Genomic DNA, 18,682 nt, shown 5'->3' with positions numbered 1-18,682 from the left:
CTTTGGCGGGCGCCGCGCTGCTATCCTTTTTCGCGATCCGGCATGGTGCGCGTGGTGCGGCGCCGGCGCAAACGCCCGGTGGGCCCGGGTCTCTTCTCTTATGTGTGGGGACAGCATGACTGCCAACGTCAGCGGAATCGGTTCGGTGTTGCAACAGATGCAGGCGATGGCCGCGCAGGCGGGCGGCGGCGTCGCGAGCCCGACGGCGGCGCTCGCCGGCTCGGGCGCCGCGACGGCCGGCACGTTCGCGAGCGCGATGAAGGCGTCGCTCGACAAGATCAGCGGCGACCAGCAGCACGCGCTCGGCGAGGCGCAGGCGTTCGAGGTCGGCGCGGCCAACGTGTCGCTGAACGACGTGATGGTCGACATGCAGAAGGCCAACATCGGCTTCCAGTTCGGGCTCCAGGTCCGCAACAAGCTCGTGAGCGCGTACAACGACATCATGCAGATGTCGGTGTGACGAGCCGGTCACGCCGCGGCGGCCGGGCTGGCGGCCCGCGCGCCTAAAGCTTTTCAATTCCCTTCCGATAACTCCGGTACAAGGCCGCGTCGTGCAACGCAGGGCGGCGGCTTCCGCATAGCCAACGCATCACAAGGAGAAGAAGCGCATGTTTTCCCCAGGACACGCTGGAGCCAGTGCGTACGCGCGTGTCGGCGTCGAGACGGGGGTGATGGGCGCCTCCCCGCACCGGCTGATCGCGATGCTGTACCAGGGCGCGCGGCAGGCCATCGCGCTCGCGCGCATGCACCTGCAGCAGGGCAACGTGCCCGCACGCGGCGAAGCGATCGGCAAGGCGATCGGGATCGTCGAGAGCGGGCTGCAGGCGGCGCTGAACCGCGATGCGGGCGGCGAGATCGCCGGCCGCCTGGACGCGCTGTACGCCTATATCGTGCGGCGCCTGCTGGAAGCCAACATGCACGCGAGCGACGCGATGCTGGTCGAGGTCGATGGACTGCTCGCCACCCTCGAGGAAGCGTGGACGGGCATCGCCCCCGAAGTCGCGCGGATGACCGCGCAACAGGCGGCGGACGCGGCGCGATGAATCTCAAGGCCGAATACTTCGCCCGCTACGAGGCGCTCGCGGCCGTGTCGGGCCGCATGCTGAGCGCGGCACGCGGTGCCGACTGGAGCGCGCTGCCGGAGTTGCAGGCCGAATTCCTGCGGCTCGTCGACGGGCTGAAGGAGGCCGATCCGGGCGTCGCGCTCGACGAATCGGACCTCGGCCGCAAGCTCGGGCTGATCCGCCGCATCCTCGCCGACGACGCCGCGATCCGCGATCTCGCGAGCCCGGAAGTCGCGCGGCTGTCCGCGCTGTTCGAGGCGCGGCGCTCGACCAAGGTATTGACCGATCTCTACCGCGCGCGCGGCTAGTGCCCGTTTGCCGGCGCGGCGGTTGTCGCGCCCGGCTTCGCAACGATGTGGCTGAGGTGAGCAGGCTCCGATCATGACCGGTATCGACTCCGTTGCGGCCGCCCTGCTGGCGAGCCGCCTCGACAGCCTGCTGAGCGGCACCGTGTCGCCGTCGGCCGGCGGCGGGGCGGCGTCGCAGGTCGGCACGCCCGGCGCCGGCGCATCGTCCGCGGCGCCGGCGGGCGGCTCGCCGGTCGCTCCGCCGGCATCCGCGCAGACCGCGTTGTCCGACGTCGCGCTCGTGCTCGACGCGATCTCGCGCTCGGGCGGGGCCGCGACGCCCGTGATCGCCGGACGTACGCCGCTGCTGGCCGATCCGTCCGTGCTGCTGAGCGCGGCGGCCGTGCCGCTCGACGCGCGGCCGGCCGCTGGTCCTGCTGCGTCTGTCGCATCTTCTTCCGCTGCATTGCCGGCCTCCGACGTCGCGGCCGCGCGCGCCGCGTCGGACGCGCCGCCCGTCGCCGCGCTGCGCGCGGCGCTCGCGCAGGCCGTGAGCGAAAGCGGCCTCTTTTACGAATCCCATCTCGCGCAGTGGCTGGCCGGCCAGCGCCCGCTCGCCGCGCTGATGCGCGAGCCGCAGGCGCGCCTCACGGCCGAGCCGGTGCAGCCGGCCCCGGATGCCGCGCAGCAAGACGCGCCCGATGTGCTCGACGAACTGCTCGCGCAGCGTCTGCCGCTGCCGGCGGCCGCGCGAACCGCCGTGCAGCCGGGCGCGCCCGCGCCGGGCGGTGCGGCTCCGCACTCGCTCGCTCCCGCGCAGAACGCGCCGGCGGTCGTCCGGCCGAGCATGGCGTCGAGCGCGGCCACAACGACCGACCCGCTCGGCGACCATCCCGACGTGCACTGGACGCCCGCGCGCGCCGAACTGGCCGCCGCGTCGGCCGATCCGCAGGCGCAGGCATCGGCTGCTCCCGTGCATCCGGCCGCCGTGCCGATCGTGCGGCAGCAGCTCGATGCGCTGGCGACCGACCAGTTCCGCTGGGCGGGCGAGGCATGGCCCGGCGCGCGGCTCGACTGGACGATCGAGCCCGATGATTCCAGCGGCCACGCGTCGCGCGGCGGCGACGATGCGGGGGACGGGATCGCGTGGCGCACGCGGCTGACGCTGACGCTGCCGTCGCTCGGGACGGTCGACGCGGAACTGGTGTTGAACGGCGCGCAGCTCGTCGCGCGGCTGCGCGCGAATTCGGCGGGCGCCGACCGGCTCACGCGCCACGAGGCCGCGCTGCGGCAGCGGTTCGAGGGTTCGGGGCTGCGGCTCGGCGGATTGTCGATCCGCGCGGTCGGCGACGAACCGGACGGCTTCGACCCGCTCGTCGCGCACGCGGCCGCCGCCGCGTATGCGCGCAGCGCGCCTGGCGGCACGCCAGGCGCCGACGACGAGACGCCGCGATGAGCATGGCGTCCCGCAAGCGCGCGGCCGCGCTCGTCTACGATCCGAAAGGCGGCGATGCCGCGCCGCGCGTGGTCGCGAAGGGATACGGCCTGCTCGCCGAGATGATCGTCGCCCGGGCACGCGATGCGGGGCTGTACGTGCATACCGCGCCGGAGATGGTGTCGCTGCTGATGCAGGTCGACCTCGACGACCGGATTCCGCCGCAGCTTTACCAGGCGGTTGCTGACCTGCTCGCGTGGCTGTATTCGCTCGATCGCGCCGAGCCCGGGCCGGGCGACGCCGCGCCGCGCTTTCCGCTGCCGCCGCTGCGCCGCTGAAGTATTCGACGGTCGGGTTTCTTGCGAATGGCTGTCGCAGTCTTTCGCAATCATTTCGTCGGTATTTTTATTCTATTGCCAGCGATCGGTGCGCAATCCGCCTGCTTTATCGGTCATCGCCGGAGTTTGTCGGCCCGCCTGCCGTGCGCGGACAGATTGAGCCGTCGCGTCATTTGTGTAATGATATCCATTCTCATTTTCACGTTATCCGGGCGACGCGCGTTTTCCGTGCGTCGCCCGTTGCTTTGAACGAATGGACCTTCTCGCGTGAACGCGCCCGAAACGATCGCCCCGCCGCAGGCGGGCATGCCTCCCGCGGACCTCACCGTGCCGCATCCGGCCGCACGTCCGCTGAGCGACGCCGAACTGGCGGCGCGCCGCCAGCGTTCGCGCCGCGCGACTTTCATCAAATGGCTGCGCAAAGTGCACGGCTGGGTCGGGCTATGGGGCGCGGTGCTCGGGCTGCTGTTCGGCGTGACGGGCGTGCTGCTCAACCACCGTGCGCCGCCGCTGAAGATCTCGACCGGCGAACCGCAGGTCGAACAGATGCAGATCGCGTTGCCGGACCCGGCGCCGAAGTCGCCCGCGGCGATGACGAAGTGGCTGCAGCACGAACTGCACTTCGACGGCCGGCCGGGCCGTGTGCGCAAGGAACCCGCGCAGCCGGTCGCGTGGGGCGACAAGCGCGTGATGCAGCCCGAGCACTGGCAGATGGGGCTGTTCGGGCCGCACCAGAACCTGCAGGCCGAATACTGGGTCGGCAACGGCTACGTGTCGGTGAAGCGCACCGGCAACACGTTCCTGACGACGCTGAACAACCTGCATCGCGGCGTCGGCATGAATCTCGGCTGGGTGCTGCTGATGGACACGATCGCGGGTTCGCTGATCCTGTTGTCGCTGACGGGCGTGCTGCTGTGGACGGAGCTGAACAAGCGCCGCACGGTCGGCGTCGTGCTGGTGGTCGGCTCGGTCGCCGCGGCGCTCGCCGCGGGCCTTGCCTGACGTAACGTACCTGACGTAACGGTTTAAACGCGCCGGCCCGGTGCCGGCGCGCGATGCGCGCATCCGGCGTGTCGGCCGTGCGCCGCCGCGTGGTGCGCGCCTCCGGCGCGACGGCCCTGCGCGGCTGCCCGCGCCGGCCGCCCTCACAGGCCGCAGGTCGCGCCGTTGTTGGCCGCGATCTCGCGGGCGGCCTTCGCCCCCTCGACCTGCAGGATCGTCGGCAGCGACACGTTGTTCTTCGCGGCCGTGACCTCGGCGAGGATCGAGATCGCGATTTCCGGCGGCGTGCGGCTGCCGATGTAGATGCCGGCCGGCCCGTGCAGCCGCGCCAGTTCCGCGTCGTTCAGGTCGAATTCGAGCAGCCGCTCGCGCCGCGCCGCGTTGTTGCGCCGCGAGCCGAGCGCGCCCACGTAGAACGCGGGCGTCTTGAGCGCCTCCATCAGCGCGAGATCGTCGAGCTTCGGGTCGTGCGTGAGCGCGATCACGGCCGAACGCGCGTCGAGCTTCATGTCGAGCACGGTGTCGTCGGGCATCGTGTGCACGACCCGCGTGCCCGGCACGTCCCACGCATCCGTGTACTCCTCGCGCGGATCGCAGACCGTCACCTGGTAGTCGAGCCCGACCGCGATCTGGCACAGATAGCGGGACAACTGCCCGGCACCGATCACGAGCATCCGGTAGCGCGGGCCGTGGATCGTCACGAGCCGTTCGCCGTCGAACGCGAGCCCGTCGGTTGCCTGCGCGGGCGACAGCGACGCGCGGCCGGTCGCCAGCGTCATCGTGCGCGTGACGAGCCGGCCGGCTTCCACCTCGGCGCACAACGCGGCAATCCCGCTGTCGCGCGTGAGCGGCTCCAGCACGAGCTGGATCGTGCCGCCGCAGGGCAGCCCGAAGCGGTGCGCTTCCTCGGCCGTCACGCCGTACTTGACCGCTTCCGGGCGCGCATCGGCCGCGATGCCGCTCGCATGCACGCGGGCGATCAGGTCGTCCTCGATGCACCCGCCAGACACGGAGCCGACCACGAGCCCGTCTTCGCGCACGGCGAGCATCGCGCCTTCGGGGCGGGGCGACGAGCCCCACGTCTTCACGACCGTCACGAGCAGCACGCGGCGCCCTTCGTCGAGCCAGCGCGCGCTCGACTTCAGCACGTCGAGATCCACACTTTCCATCGTCGTTACCTCATTGATTGGGCGCATTATGACGCGCCCGCCGCAGCCTTGCTTGCCGTGCGCCGGCGCGTGGCCGATCGGTGGCGGGGATCGGGAGGAACGGTTCGGACGACCCGTTCAGGCCGCCCGCACACGCTGCCCGCCGCCCCACAAATGCAAACGGCGCGCCCGCGAGGCGGGTGCGCCGTTGCAGCGGAGCGACGCGGCGCGTCGCAGCCGGATGTCAGTCCGCGTGGCCGCGGGCGAGCTTCGAGTGGTGCCGCGAATACAGGAAGTAGATCACGAGGCCGATCACGAGCCAGATGCCGAACGCGGCCCACGTGACGGGCTGCAGGTTCAGCATCAGGAACAGGCACGCGGCGACCGCGAGGATCGGCACCACCGGCACGCCCGGGCAGCGGAACGCGCGCGGCAGCTCCGGGTGCGTGCGGCGCAGCACCAGCACCGCGATCGACACCATGGAGAACGCGGCGAGCGTGCCGATGTTGATCAGCTCGGCGAGCACGTTCAGCGGCACGAGCGCGGCGATCAGCCCGAAGAACAGGCCGACGAGCCAGGTCGTCAGGAAAGGCGTCGCGAAGCGCGGATGCACGCGCGACAGCATCGCCGGCAGCAGCCCGTCGCGCGACATCGCGAAGATGATCCGCGTCTGGCCGTAGCTCATCACGAGGATCACGGTCAGCATGCCGAGCACCGCGCCGAGATCGATGAAGCCCGCGACCCACTTCTCGCCGGCGATCTGCAGCGCGTACGAGATCGGGTGCGACACGTTCGCGTACTGGGCCGCCGGCACGATGCCGGTCGCGACCGCCGCGACCGTCACGTACAGCACCGCGCACACCGCGAGCGACGCGATGATGCCGATCGGCAGGTCGCGCTTCGGATTCTTCACTTCCTCGGCCGCCGACGACACCGCGTCGAAGCCGATGAACGCGAAGAACATCACGGCCGCCGCGCCGAACACGCCGTTCCAGCCGTGCGGCATGAACGGTTTCCAGTTCGCGGGCGTCACGTGGAACAGGCCGACCGCAATCACGAGCAGCACCACCGACACCTTGATGAACACCATGATGTTGTTGATGCGGGTCGACTCGCGGATGCCGATCGACAGCAGCGTCGTGATCACCAGCATCACGAGGAACGCGGGCAGGTTGAACCACGTGACGACCCCGGGGATCGCGCCGGGCGCGGCCGTCAGCACGGTGGGCAGCGCGAGCCCGAAGCCCTGCAGCAGCGACTGGAGGTAGCCCGACCAGCCGACCGACACGGCCGACGCCGCGAGGCCGTATTCGAGCATCAGGTCCCAGCCGATGATCCATGCGACGAGCTCGCCGAGCGTCGCGTACGAGTACGTGTAGATCGAGCCCGCGACCGGAATCGTCGACGCGAATTCGGCGTACGACAGCGCCGCGAGGCCGCACGCGATCGCCGCGATCACGAACGACAGCATCAGCGCGGGGCCGGCCTGAACGGCGCCCGTGCCAGTCAGCACGAAGATCCCGGTGCCGATGATCGCGCCGATGCCGAGGAAGGTGAGGTCGATTGCGCCGAGCGCTTTCTTGAGCCCGGCGCCGTGCGCGCCGGCGATCATGCGATCGACGTTTTTCTTGCGGAAGAGGGACATTGCGGATGAGTCTCCAGCGCGCGCGAACGCGGCGGCGCCGAGTGAGGGAAAGAAAACCCGCAATTTTAGCCGATTTGGCGCGCAAGCCCCGCTGCGGTGCAGCGGCGCGCGGCGGAATCGTCCGAGAAAACAAGCGCTTGCACGCAGCGGCGGCGACCTGGGCCGGCCGGCGCGGCGCGCCTCGCGCGATTCCGGTGAATCCGATGAATCAGCCGCCCGACGCGGGCGCCATGTCGACGAGCCGGTTGCTCATCACGTAGAACGTCAGTTCCGCGTTGTTCGACAGCCGCATCTTCTCGAGCAGCCGCGACCGGTACACGCTGACCGTCTTCACCGACAGTGACAGCGTGTTCGCGATGTCGGTGAGGCGCTTGCCCGACGCCAGCATGCAGAGCGTCTGGTATTCGCGATCGGACAGTTTCTCGTGCGGCAGCGGTTCGTTCTCGAACGACACGTATTCGGCGAGCGCCTCGGCCATCGCCGGGCTCACGTACTTGCGGCCGGCCGCGACCTGCTGGATCGCGCCGATCATTTGCGCGGCATTCACCGTCTTCGACAGGTAGCCGGACGCGCCGGCCTTCAGCGCGCGCACCGCGTACTGGTCCTCGCGGTACATCGAGAACATCAGCACCGGCGTGCCCGGCAGCTTGCGCTTGATGCGCTTGAGCAACTCGATGCCGTTGGTGTCCGGCAGCGAGATGTCGAGCAGGATCACGTCGAAGGTCTGGCGGTCGACGGCGGCCACCGCATCGCTGCCGGTCTCGGCTTCGGTCACTTCGCGCGCGACGCCGCGGTCGATCAGCAGGTGGCGGACCCCTTGCCGGACGATCGCGTGATCGTCCACGAGCAGGATGTTCAGGCTCATCGCGACCTCACGAACGCGACGCGCGGCGCGCGGCGGCCGGCACCGCGAATAGCGAGTTCCATGCGAAACGCGCGGTGATGCGCGTGCCGCGGCCCGATTCCGGCGCGCGCGTGTCGAAGCTGCCGCCGAACGCCTCGCAGCGTGCGCGCATGCCGGCGAGGCCGTAGCCGACACGCCGGTGGCGCGAGAAACCGGTCCCATCATCGGTGACGATCAGGGACAGATGCGAGCCGTCCGTGTCGATCCGCACGTCGACGGACGCCGCGCGCGCATGCTTCGCGACGTTCGACAGCGCTTCCTGCGCGACGCGGAAGATCGCAAGCGCGCTCGCGCCGGCGAGCTGCGTGAGCCGTGCGTCGGCCGCGCAGACGAAGCTCGTGCGCAGGCCGGTGCGGGCCGCGTGGCTGCCGACCCACGTCGACAGCGCGCCGACGAGCCCGCCGTCGAGCGCCGGCGTGTCGCGCTCGTCGATCAGGCGGCGGTTCGCGTCGGTCGCGGCGTCGAGTGCCTGCTGCGCCAGTTCGAGCGCGCGCAGGCAGCCTTCGGGCGCATCGGCCGGCAGCCACGTTTGAACGTTTGCGAGCGCGAATCGGGCGGCGGTGAGTTCGGCGCCGAGCCCGTCATGCAACTCGCCGGCCAGATGGCGGCGGGCGGCTTCGTCGGCTGCCATCAATTGGCTGGACAGCGTCGCGATCCGGGCGGCGGATGCGTCGCGCTTGGGCAGGGCTTCGGCCACGGGTGCGGCCGCGATGCGGCTGTGCACGAGCGGCCGCGACGGGAACGGGGCGTGGGCGCCGGGGGGCGCGTTGAGCGACGTATCCATGACTCTCCCTGCTGTCAGAAAGCGATTCACACACCGGCTGGCTGCGTGGATTGGCTGCCGTTTCGATGACGGCAGCCGCCAGAGAGTCGCCCCGTGCCGAGGTAACAAAAGTTACATCTTGTAACGTTTGACTCCGACCCTTCAATGACCATCCGAACAGCAACCGCGCGGGCCGAATAATATCCCAAAAAATCGGAAAAGGTCATGTCGGGCGGACATTTAAGGGTAAATGTGAATAATCGGAACGAACCTGTTGTAGGAAAAACACCGACACGAAAGCACCGGGGCCGCCCGTATCAAAATGTAACTATTTGAGATGAGATGGTCGCAGTTTGTTACGAATTCGCCAAGTGGGGACGAAAAAAAACCGGAGCTTTTGCTCCGGTTTCTTGATGCCGCACAAATTCGGGGAGCGATCAGTCCACGAATGCGCGCTCGATCACATAGTGACCCGGTGCGCTGTTCTTGCCTTCGACCAGGCCAGCCTGCTTCAGCAGATCGGTCGTGTCCTTCAGCATCGCGGTGCTGCCGCACAGCATCACGCGGTCGTTTTCCGGCGAGAACGCCGGCACGCCGAGATCCGTGAACAGCTTGCCCGTCGCGATCAGGTCGGTGATCCGGCCCTCGTTGTCGAACGCTTCGCGCGTGACCGTCGGATAGTAGACGAGCTTTTCCTTGATGATGTCGCCGAGGTACTCGTGGCCGGGCAGGTCGTGCTTGATGTAGTCCATGTACGCCAGCTCGCCCTTCAGGCGGCAGGTGTGCGTCAGGATGACCTTGTCGAAGCGGTCGTAGATGTCCGGATCGCGGATGATCGACATGAACGGCGCGAGGCCCGTGCCGGTCGACAGCATCCACAGCGTCTTGCCGGGCAGCAGGTTGTCGGCGACGAGCGTGCCGGTCGGCTTCTTGCCGATCAGCACCGAGTCGCCCACCTTCAGGTGCTGCAGGCGCGACGTCAGTGGGCCGTTCTGGACCTTGATGCTGAAGAATTCGAGGTGCTCTTCGTAGTTCGGGCTGACGATCGAGTAGGCGCGCGCGAGCGGCTTGCCGTCGACTTCGAGGCCGACCATCGTGAATTCGCCGTTGTTGAAGCGCAGGCTCGGCTCACGGGTGCAGGTGAAGCTGAACAGCGTGTCGGTCCAGTGATGGACGGATTGGACGGTGGCGGTGTCGTATTTGCTCATGGCTTTGAAAACGGACGCGCGTAGCGAACGCGTGTAACGGGCCCAAAAACGGGCAAAAAAACCGAGTGCGTCGGCCCGATCGCGGATCGGCCGGCCGGCGCGTCGGACACGCGCCTTCTCGATGACAGACGTTTGAGGAACTGGCTATTTTACCCTGCTTGGGACCGATGCGGGCTTGACCCGCCCGGCTGCGCGGATTTGGCGCAACGAATCATTTCAATGGGCTTTCAACGATCGGCCGCGAGCTTCGCGCCGAGACCGACGAGCGCAACGCCGCACAGCGCGTCGAGCGGGCGCCGCACGCGCCGGTAGCCGCGCTGCGCACGCGGGCTCGCGAACAGGAACGCGACGCACGAATACCAGCCGGCGGACAGCACGCCGATCGTCACCAGCACCGCGCCGTTGAACCACAGCGGCACGTGCGCGGGCAGCATCGCCGCGAACACGCTGGTCCAGAACGCGCACGATTTCGGGTTGGTCAGGCAGGTGAGCAGGCCGCTGCGATACGCGCGCAGATAGTCGCGCAGGTGCGGCGCGGCCAGCGGCGCGCTCGCGGCTGCGGTGTCGACCGGCGCCGCGTCGCGGCGCACGCCCGAGCGCAGCAGCTTGATGCCGAAATACACGAGATAGACGGCGCCGCCGATCCGGATCGTCTCGTACAGCCATTCGACCTGATGCAGCACGGCTGCGAGGCCGAGCATCGCGAGCGTCGCCCACGCGATCGATGCAGTGCCCACGCCCAGTGCCGACGCCGCGCCGAGGCTGCGCCGCCCGGCGAGCGACAGTTGCGAAATCATGAAGAAGTTCGGGCCGGGCGTGATCGCAGCGACGAGGTAGACGACGGCGATTTGCAGCAGGATCGGGAGGTAGCTCATGGCGACGCGGCGGCGGGCGGGCAAAGCGCTACTGTAGCGCGCGCCGTGCAACCGCGCTTGCGGCGTCAGGGCTTCAAGGGCGTCAGTGCGTCACCGCGGATCGAGCCGCAGCCGCGCGATATACGGCAGGTGGTCGGACAGCCACGCGGTTTCGCCGGACGGCGCCTGCCATTCGAGCGGCGTCAGCCCGCGCACGAACATCTTGTCGAGCGCAAGCGCCGGGGAGAACGCGGGGAACGTGCGGCCCGACTGGCCGAGCAGCGTCGCGACCTCGGACATTCCGATCTCGCCGAACAACGCGACCGAATCGTTGCGCCAGTCGTTGAAGTCGCCGGCGAGCACGAGCGGATCGTCGCCTGCGTTGCGCACGATCCAGTGCGCGATCCAGTGCATCTGGCGCAGCCGCGCGGCGCGCGTGAGCGCGAGGTGCGCGCACAGCAGCGTGACGGGCCGCGCGCCGGCGAGCGTCGCGCGCGCGACCAGCAGCCCGCGCCGCTCGAAGCGGTGCGCGGAGATGTCCCAGCGGCCGCCGAGGTCGAGCGGGTGCGGCGACAGGATCGCGTTGCCGTGCCGCCACGACGGCTTGAACACGTTCGGCCCGAGCGCGATCTGCCAGTCGAGCGCCTGCGCGATCTCGGTGGCCTGGCAGTGCCACACGTCGTCGACCGCGTCGTCGATCGGTGCGCCGAAGCCGGTTGCAAGCATCGGGCGCGGCATGCGGCGCGCCATCGCTTCCTGCAGAAAATACACGTCGGCGTGCGTCGATTGCATCCAGTTGCGCATCGCATTCCACGCGGTGAAGCCGAGCGGCGAGCGGCCCTTGTGCAGGTTCCAGCTGACCGCGGTGATTTCGTCGGGCGCGGCGTGCGGTTCGGCGAACGGCAGGGACAGGGCGTCGGCGGACATGGCGCTCAGTCCTTCGCGACGCGCGCACGCACGCGGTAGACGAGATGCGGATGCTGTTCGACGAGCGTCCAGTCGGTCCAGGCCTCGCCGCCGACCGACAACCCCGGATGGCTCGCGACGATCTGCCGCGGCGACGCGGGCACGCACGGATCGCTGCGCGTCGCGTTTTCGTCGTCGAGGGTTTCCTGCACGTCGAGCGCGAGCGACACCGTGTGCGCGGCGTCGTCGACGGTGAGCGGCGCGACCGTCACCGAGCGCGAGCGCTCGGTCGGCACGACGCGCGCGGCATTGCCGCAGCCGACGGGCACGGCGGACGGATAGCGATGGGTGTCGGTGCGGGTTTGACCGACGGTGGTGCGCTGCTGGAACGTGTCGATCGTCTGACCGTCGCGCACCACCTGGATCTCCCATGCGACGGCGGCCGGTGCGGGGCTCTGCGCATGGGCCGCGAGCGCGACGCTCGCGAGCAGGACGGCCAGGCCGTGTTTCAGCATGAAACTTCTCCGGAAACGCGGGGTAGCGGGGAATGGACGCACATCTTACGCCCGATCGATTTGGACGGTGGTGTGACAGGACGCGTCGCCGCGGGTTCGCAGCACGATCCGGTCCTGATAGAAAGGTAGGTGCGCGTCACGCGTTTTCAAGCGAAAAAGCCGCGCGAACCCTGCGACGCTCGCGCGCTCGGTAACGAGGCGTTTTCGCTCGCGTCCGGATCGTAGCCGGACCGGCGCGACGGCCGGTGAACCGTCGATGATACGCCGCGCGGCCCGACACTGCAGTGCGCGCGCGGTGTTAGCAGCAGTGTCGGACGGCTGCTTGCTTGCACGCCGATGCGGGATCGCTACACTGAAATCGTAAGGGTCTGATGGTCGTGTGATGGCAGCAGGAGCGAGGTTGGTATGACGACGGCGATGGTGAAACAGGAACTGGCGGTGGCATCCTTCAGCACGGTGTACGACCTCGAGCAGGTCGAGACCGCGCTCAACGACTTGAACGAGAGCGCGAGCGACGCACTGCGCGCCACCTACGAGCGGATGCTCAAGACGGGCAATCTGCGCTTTTGCGTGAAGCCGAACCGGATGCCGTCGTTCGACGAGCTCGGCGACGCGCTGCCCAATTTCACCGAGCCGCTCGACGACGTGCGCAAGCAGGTCGCGCTGTGCCTCGAGACCGACGACCGGCTCGAACTGATGCCGATCCTGCTGCTCGGGCCGCCCGGCATCGGCAAGACCCATTTCGCGAAGGCGCTCGCGAAGCTGCTCGGCACCGCGTATCACTACGTGCCGATGAGTTCGCTGACGGCCGGCTGGATCCTGTCGGGCGCGTCGTCGCAATGGAAGAACGCGAAGCCCGGCAAGGTGTTCGAGGCGCTCGTCAACGGCAGCTACGCGAACCCGGTGATCGCGGTCGACGAGATCGACAAGGCCGGCAGCGACGCGCAATACGATCCGCTCGGCGCGCTGTATGCGTTGCTCGAGCACGACACGGCGCGCGCGTTCGTCGACGAATTCGCCGAAGTGCCGATCGATGCGGGCAACGTGATCTGGATCGCGACCGCGAACGAAGCGCAGGCGATTCCGGAGCCGTTGCTGAACCGGATGAACGTGTACGAGATCGCGCCGCCGGATGCGGCCGGCGCGCGACGGATCGCGCAGACGATCTACGACGAGATCCGCACGTCGCACGCGTGGGGGCAGCGCTTCCCCGACACGCTCGACGACGACGCGCTCGACGTGCTCGCCGCCACGCCGCCGCGCACGATGCGCCGCGCGCTGCTGCATGCGTTCGGCGCCGCGCGGCTCGACGGCCGCGACGTGATCGCACCGTCCGACATCCGCGCCGACGAGGGGGCCGCGAAGCGCCGACCGATCGGGTTCTGAGGCGGCGGCGCTCGGTTCGCCGCGGTTCGCGCGCGTACATGCCGATACACATGGTTCGGCAAGCGGGCGAACCGGGACGTACAATCCCTTTCTCTCCCCTCGACGCGTGAGCGACGCGAAACGCCATGGATCAGACGGATTGTGTGGTGATCGGCGCAGGTGTCGTTGGTCTTGCGATCGCGCGTGAGCTGGCCGCGCGCGGGCGTGAAACGATCGTGCTCGAGGCGGCCGATGCGATCGGCACGGGCACGAGCTCGCGCAACAGCGAGGTGATTCACGCGGGGCTCTACTACCCGCGCGGCACGCTGAAGGCGATGTCGTGCGTGCGCGGGCGCGAACTGTTGTACGAATTCTGCGAAACGCATCATGTGCCGCACCGGCGCATCGGCAAGCTGATCGTCGCGACGAGCGTCGCGCAGGTGAAGCAGTTGAAGGCGCTCGCCGCGCGCGCGGCGGAAAACGGCGTGCTCGACCTGCTGCCGCTCACGCGCGCCGAGGCGCAGACGCTCGAGCCCGCGCTCGACTGCGTGGAGGCGGTGTTCTCGCCGTCCACCGGCATCGTCGACAGCCACCAGCTGATGCTCGCGCTGCTCGGCGACGCGCAGCGCAACGGTGCGACGTGCGTGCTGAAATCCCCGGTCGAGTCGATCGACGTGCTGCGCGGCGGCCGCTTCGTCGTGCGCACCGGTGGCGACGCGCCGACCGAAATCGAGGCGGCGTGCGTGATCAACAGCGCGGGCCTCGGCGCGCAGGCGCTCGCGCGCCGCACGCGCGGCCTCGATCCGCACTGGGTGCCGCCGCTCTATCTCGCGCGCGGCAACTACTTCAGCCTGTCCGGGCGGGCGCCGTTCTCGCACCTCGTGTATCCGATGCCCGAGCGGGGCGGGCTCGGCATCCACCTGACGCTCGACCTGGCCGGGCAGGCGCGCTTCGGCCCGGACGTCGAATGGGTCGATGCGCTGCGCTACGAAGTCGATCCGGCGCGCGCGCAGGCGTTCTACGCGTCGATCCGCGCATACTGGCCCGAACTGCCCGACGACGCGCTGCAGCCGGCTTACTCCGGGATCCGTCCGAAGCTCGCGGGGCCGGGCGAGCCCCCGGCCGATTTCATCGTGCAGGGCGGCGCGCAGCACGGCGTGCGCGGGCTCGTGAACCTGTTCGGCATCGAGTCGCCGGGGCTGACCGCGTCGCTCGCGCTCGCGCAGCGCGTCGGCGACATGACGTCGAACGCGTGATGCGCACGGGCGGCGCCGACCGTGCGACGCCCCGTGTGAAATCTCTTATCTCCGGCATTTCGGCGCGCACATTTGTCTGCATGGCGGTTATTCTGTCGAACGGCTGTCGACAGAACGGCTTTCAAACCAATAACGTTGGAGCGAGTCCCCCATGAAAACAACCCGTCGGAGTTTCCTGATCACGAGCATTGGCGCCGTGTCCGCGCTGGCGCTGTCGCGCGAAGCGCTGGCCGATGCGCCGATGCTGTCGGAAACCGATCCGACCGCCGTGGCGCTCGGCTACAAGGCCGATGCCACGAAGGTCGACAAGACGAAGTATCCGAAATACGCAGCGGGCCAGGATTGCGCGGCCTGCATGCTGTACCAGGGCAAGAAGGGCTCCGCCTCGGGCCCGTGCGGCGCGTTCCCCGGCAAGCAGGTGTCGGCGAAGGGCTGGTGCAGCGCATTCTCGAAGATGGGTTGACGTGCACAGCGGCATCGTGCGGTGCCGCAATGTGGCGAAAACCGCGAAACGCCCGCCATCGGAAGATGGCGGGCGTTTTTTATGCTTGAAAACGGTTCCGTCGCTTTCTACACTCGCTGCACACCAGCGCGCCGCGGCCCCTCCGCGCGCCGCACCGCCCGACACGGCGAATTCACGAGGACGAGACACGCATGGCGACGATTGCGAATTCAACGAAAACGGCGCGGCCCGAGCGTGCGCTGAACCGGCGCGCGGTCGTGGCGGCAGTGATCGGCAATGCGCTCGAGTGGTACGACTTCACGGTGTTCGGCTTCATGACGGTCGTGATCGCCGAATTGTTCTTCCCGACTTCCAGTGAATATTCTTCACTGCTGCTGACCACCGCAACGTTCGGCGTCGCATTCTTCATGCGCCCGATCGGCGGCATCGTGTTCGGGCTCTATGCGGACCGCGCGGGCCGCAAGGCCGCGCTGTCGCTCGTGATCCTGCTGATGACGGCCGGCATCTTCCTGCTCGCGATCGCACCGCCCTATGCGGCGATCGGCATCGGCGGCCCGCTCCTGATCGTGCTCGGCCGCCTGCTGCAGGGTTTCTCGGCCGGCGGCGAATTCGGCAGCGCGACCGCGCTGCTGATCGAAGCCGCGCCATTCTCGAAACGCGGTTTCTACGGCAGCTGGCAGATGGCGAGCCAGGCGGCCGCGCTGCTGATCGGCGCACTGGTCGGCGCGGCGATCACGCGCGGGCTGTCGCACGACGCGCTGCGCAGCTGGGGCTGGCGCGTGCCGTTCATCCTCGGGCTCGTGATCGGTCCGATCGGTTTCTATATCCGCCGTCATCTCGCCGATTCCGAAGCATTCCTGCATGCACAGCAAAGCGCGCGCCGCGCGACGCTCGGCGAAGTGTTCACGCGCTATCCGCGCGAGGTGCTGTGCGGGCTCGGCTCGGTGATCGCGCTGACGGTCACGATCTACGTGCTGATCAGCTATCTGCCGACCTTCGCGGTGAAGCAACTGAAGCTGCCGTACGCGGAATCGTTCTACGCGGTGATCATCGGCAATCTGTTGCTGATGGTGCTGTCGCCGATCGCGGGCGCGTGGTCGGACCGCATCGGCCGCAAGGGGCTGTCGCTGTGGTCGCTCGTGCTGACGCTCGCGCTGATGTACCCGCTGTTCGCGTGGCTCGACGCCGCGCCGAGCATCGGGCGGCTGATCGCGGTGCAGGCCGTGCTGTCGGTGACCCTCGCGGGCTACTACGGGCCGTTCGGCGCGATGATCGCCGAGCTGTTCCCGGCCAACGTGCGCTCGACCGGGCTGTCGATCGCGTACAACGTCGCGGTGATGCTGTTCGGCGGGTTCGGGCAGTTCATCGTCACGTGGCTGATCAAGACGACGGGCACGCCGCTCGCGCCCACCTACTACGTGATGGCGGGACTCGCGCTGTCGATCGTCGCCGTCGCGTTCGTGCCCGCGCGCAACGCGGATCTCGACGCGCCGGACTGATCCCGCGTGCAGTGCGGGCACCGCATCGTTTCCAACACTGCAACAATGCGCGCGGCATGGCCCGAAAACGGGCTGACGTGCCGCTATCGGCGCGTACAAATTGTTTAGTTGACGAAGGAAACACGCGCCGGATCGGCGAAATGGCCGCCCGCGCGTGCAGAGGCACTTTTCGCGTGTGCCAGACATCCGCAAAAACCCGCGGAATTGCGTCTAGAAGAGTTTTTTCTCCAGCTTGTTGCAGAATCGCTAGCTCAAGTAATATCCGCGTACCCGGCCCCTGGGGGACCGGTTCCGATCTGGAAACCTGGAGGAAACATGGAATACAACCGTCTGTTGCACACCCTGCGTGTTACCGCCATTGCAGGCGTGGCAGCGGCATCGCTCGGCGTCGCGGGTTCTGCATTCGCACAGATCCCGAACAAAACGCTCGTCTACTGCTCAGAAGGCAGCCCGGCGGGTTTTGATTCCGCGCAATTCACGACCGGCGTCGATTTCACGGCCGCCACGTTCACCGTCTACAACCGGCTCGTCGAATTCGAGCGCGGCGGCACGAAGGTCGAGCCGGGCCTCGCGGAGAAGTGGGACGTCTCGTCCGACGGCAAGGTGTACACGTTCCACCTGCGTCATGGCGTGAAGTTCCACACGACCGACTTCTTCAAGCCGACGCGTGAATTCAACGCGGACGACGTCGTGTTCTCGTTCGAGCGCATGCTCGATCCGAACCAGGCGTTCCGCAAGGCCTACCCGGTGTCGTTCCCGTACTTCACCGACATGGGCCTCGACAAGCTGATCACGAAGATCGAGAAGGTCGATCCGTACACCGTGAAGTTCACGCTGGCCGAACCGAACGCACCGTTCATCCAGAACATGGCGATGGAATTCGCGTCGATCCTGTCGGCCGAATACGGCGACCAGCTGATGAAGGCCGGCAAGGCCGCCGACATCAACCAGAAGCCGGTCGGCACGGGCCCGTTCATCTTCCGCAGCTACACGAAGGACGCGACGATCCGTTTCGACGGCAATCCTGACTATTGGAAGAAGGGCGCGGTGAAGCTGTCGAAGCTGATCTTCTCGATCACGCCCGATCCGGGCGTGCGCGTGCAGAAGATCAAGCGCAACGAATGCCAGGTGATGAGCTATCCGCGGCCGGCCGACATCGCGACGCTGAAGGCCGACTCGGGCATCGACATGCCGTCGCAGCCGGGCTTCAACCTCGGCTACCTCGCGTACAACGTCGAGCACAAGCCGGTCGACAAGCTCGAGGTGCGTCAGGCGCTCGACATGGCGATCAACAAGAAGGCGATCCTCGAATCCGTCTATCAGGGCGCGGGCCAGGCCGCCACCGCGCCGGTGCCGCCGACCCAATGGTCGTACGACAAGAACCTGAAGATGCCCGCGTACGACACCGCGAAGGCGAAGGCGCTGCTCGCGAAGGCAGGCTTCCCGAACGGTTTCGACATCACACTGTGGGCCATGCCGGTGCAGCGCGCATACAACCCGAACGCCCGCCTGATGGCCGAGATGATCCAGGCCGACTGGGCGAAGATCGGCGTGAAGGCGAAGATCGTCACGTACGAGTGGGGCGAGTACATCAAGCGTGCGCACACGGGCGAGCAGGACACGATGCTGATCGGCTGGACGGGCGACAACGGCGACCCGGACAACTGGCTCGGCACGCTGCTCGGCTGCGAGGCGATCAAGGGCAACAACTTCTCGCACTGGTGCTACAAGCCGTTCGACGAGCTGGTCCAGAAGGGCCGCACGACGACGGGCCAGGACGCGCGCACGAAGATCTACACGCAGGCTCAGCAGATCTTCGCGCAGCAGCTGCCGTTCTCGCCGATCGCGAACTCGACGGTCTACCAGCCGGTACGCAAGAACGTGGTCGACATGCGCATCGAGCCGCTCGGCTACGCCCGCTTCGACGGTGTCGGCGTGAAGTAACACGACCCGTGTAAGCTGTCTGCATAGATCGAGAAGGCACTATTCATCCGGCGGCGGGAGGCCAAAAGCTTCCCGTCGCCGGTCGC

19 protein-coding genes are annotated in these 18,682 nt (G+C 68.1%); 11 read left to right on the top strand and 8 right to left on the bottom strand.

Annotated features, from left to right (window positions below):
* Positions 1–115: 115 nt before the first annotated feature.
* The 6 genes from fliE (at position 116) to FFI87_RS16105 (ending at position 4,126) form a co-directional block, all read left to right on the top strand.
* Complete coding sequence (fliE, locus tag FFI87_RS16130; RefSeq protein WP_006761724.1) at positions 116–460, top strand: flagellar hook-basal body complex protein FliE; 345 nt, start codon at positions 116–118, stop codon at positions 458–460.
* A gap of 148 nt (positions 461–608) precedes the next feature.
* Positions 609–1,043: a flagellar export chaperone FliS gene (gene fliS, locus FFI87_RS16125; RefSeq protein WP_006756023.1), complete on the top strand. Its 435-nt coding sequence runs from the start codon at positions 609–611 to the stop codon at positions 1,041–1,043.
* Entirely contained in the window at positions 1,040–1,372 is a 333-nt protein-coding gene (locus FFI87_RS16120) for a flagellar protein FliT (protein WP_006756024.1), read from the top strand. The genes fliS and FFI87_RS16120 overlap by 4 nt, the downstream gene beginning before the upstream one ends.
* Positions 1,373–1,445: 73 nt before the next feature.
* Positions 1,446–2,807, top strand: coding sequence for a flagellar hook-length control protein FliK (locus FFI87_RS16115; RefSeq protein WP_138847004.1), 1,362 nt, complete (start codon positions 1,446–1,448; stop codon positions 2,805–2,807).
* Positions 2,804–3,124: an EscU/YscU/HrcU family type III secretion system export apparatus switch protein gene (locus tag FFI87_RS16110; RefSeq protein WP_006757824.1), complete on the top strand. Its 321-nt coding sequence runs from the start codon at positions 2,804–2,806 to the stop codon at positions 3,122–3,124. Before FFI87_RS16115 ends, FFI87_RS16110 begins: the two co-directional genes overlap by 4 nt.
* A gap of 267 nt (positions 3,125–3,391) precedes the next feature.
* On the top strand, positions 3,392–4,126 hold the full coding sequence (locus FFI87_RS16105) for a PepSY-associated TM helix domain-containing protein (RefSeq protein WP_012364931.1): 735 nt from the start codon (positions 3,392–3,394) through the stop codon (positions 4,124–4,126).
* A gap of 143 nt (positions 4,127–4,269) precedes the next feature.
* Here the strand turns inward: FFI87_RS16105 and FFI87_RS16100 are convergent, their stop codons facing one another.
* The 8 genes from FFI87_RS16100 to FFI87_RS16065 form a co-directional block, all read right to left on the bottom strand.
* Positions 4,270–5,295 carry an XdhC family protein gene (locus FFI87_RS16100; RefSeq protein ID WP_006751913.1) on the bottom strand — a complete coding sequence of 342 codons (1,026 nt, stop codon included), beginning with the start codon at positions 5,293–5,295 and terminating at the stop codon, positions 4,270–4,272.
* A 223-nt stretch (positions 5,296–5,518) separates the two neighbouring features.
* Complete coding sequence (locus tag FFI87_RS16095) at positions 5,519–6,919, bottom strand: amino acid permease (RefSeq protein WP_012364929.1); 1,401 nt, start codon at positions 6,917–6,919, stop codon at positions 5,519–5,521.
* 208 nt (positions 6,920–7,127) lie between these two features.
* Positions 7,128–7,784 (bottom strand): response regulator transcription factor RqpR, encoded by a 657-nt coding sequence (gene rqpR / locus FFI87_RS16090; protein ID WP_012364928.1) that lies wholly within the window; start codon positions 7,782–7,784, stop codon positions 7,128–7,130.
* A 7-nt stretch (positions 7,785–7,791) separates the two neighbouring features.
* On the bottom strand, positions 7,792–8,607 hold the full coding sequence (gene rqpS / locus FFI87_RS16085) for a quorum system sensor histidine kinase RqpS (RefSeq protein WP_138847005.1): 816 nt from the start codon (positions 8,605–8,607) through the stop codon (positions 7,792–7,794).
* A gap of 416 nt (positions 8,608–9,023) precedes the next feature.
* Positions 9,024–9,794 (bottom strand): ferredoxin--NADP reductase, encoded by a 771-nt coding sequence (locus FFI87_RS16080; RefSeq protein WP_006751917.1) that lies wholly within the window; start codon positions 9,792–9,794, stop codon positions 9,024–9,026.
* A gap of 227 nt (positions 9,795–10,021) precedes the next feature.
* Positions 10,022–10,669, bottom strand: coding sequence for a LysE family translocator (locus FFI87_RS16075; protein ID WP_138847006.1), 648 nt, complete (start codon positions 10,667–10,669; stop codon positions 10,022–10,024).
* Between the two features lie 90 nt (positions 10,670–10,759).
* Positions 10,760–11,575, bottom strand: coding sequence for an endonuclease/exonuclease/phosphatase family protein (locus tag FFI87_RS16070; protein WP_011658166.1), 816 nt, complete (start codon positions 11,573–11,575; stop codon positions 10,760–10,762).
* 5 nt (positions 11,576–11,580) lie between these two features.
* Positions 11,581–12,069, bottom strand: coding sequence for a hypothetical protein (locus tag FFI87_RS16065; protein ID WP_138847007.1), 489 nt, complete (start codon positions 12,067–12,069; stop codon positions 11,581–11,583).
* Between the two features lie 405 nt (positions 12,070–12,474).
* On the opposite strand from FFI87_RS16065, the gene FFI87_RS16060 reads away from it, so the two are divergent.
* From FFI87_RS16060 to FFI87_RS16040, 5 genes are all read left to right on the top strand, one after another.
* Positions 12,475–13,455: an AAA family ATPase gene (locus FFI87_RS16060; protein WP_105831977.1), complete on the top strand. Its 981-nt coding sequence runs from the start codon at positions 12,475–12,477 to the stop codon at positions 13,453–13,455.
* Between the two features lie 125 nt (positions 13,456–13,580).
* Complete coding sequence (locus tag FFI87_RS16055) at positions 13,581–14,690, top strand: NAD(P)/FAD-dependent oxidoreductase (RefSeq protein ID WP_012364924.1); 1,110 nt, start codon at positions 13,581–13,583, stop codon at positions 14,688–14,690.
* Positions 14,691–14,841: 151 nt separating this feature from the next.
* A complete protein-coding gene (locus FFI87_RS16050) occupies positions 14,842–15,153 on the top strand; it encodes a high-potential iron-sulfur protein (RefSeq protein WP_006751923.1) in 312 nt (103 codons plus the stop codon).
* A 191-nt stretch (positions 15,154–15,344) separates the two neighbouring features.
* A complete protein-coding gene (locus FFI87_RS16045) occupies positions 15,345–16,652 on the top strand; it encodes an MFS transporter (RefSeq protein WP_011658162.1) in 1,308 nt (435 codons plus the stop codon).
* Positions 16,653–16,967: 315 nt separating this feature from the next.
* Positions 16,968–18,596 (top strand): ABC transporter substrate-binding protein, encoded by a 1,629-nt coding sequence (locus FFI87_RS16040; protein WP_105831974.1) that lies wholly within the window; start codon positions 16,968–16,970, stop codon positions 18,594–18,596.
* Positions 18,597–18,682 lie beyond the last annotated feature (86 nt).

The organism is Burkholderia sp. KBS0801 (assembly GCF_005937855.2).
GTDB lineage: Bacteria > Pseudomonadota > Gammaproteobacteria > Burkholderiales > Burkholderiaceae > Burkholderia > Burkholderia ambifaria.
The sequence above is the reverse complement of the archived record's forward strand: the minus strand, read 5'-3'. Positions and strand labels throughout refer to the sequence as shown.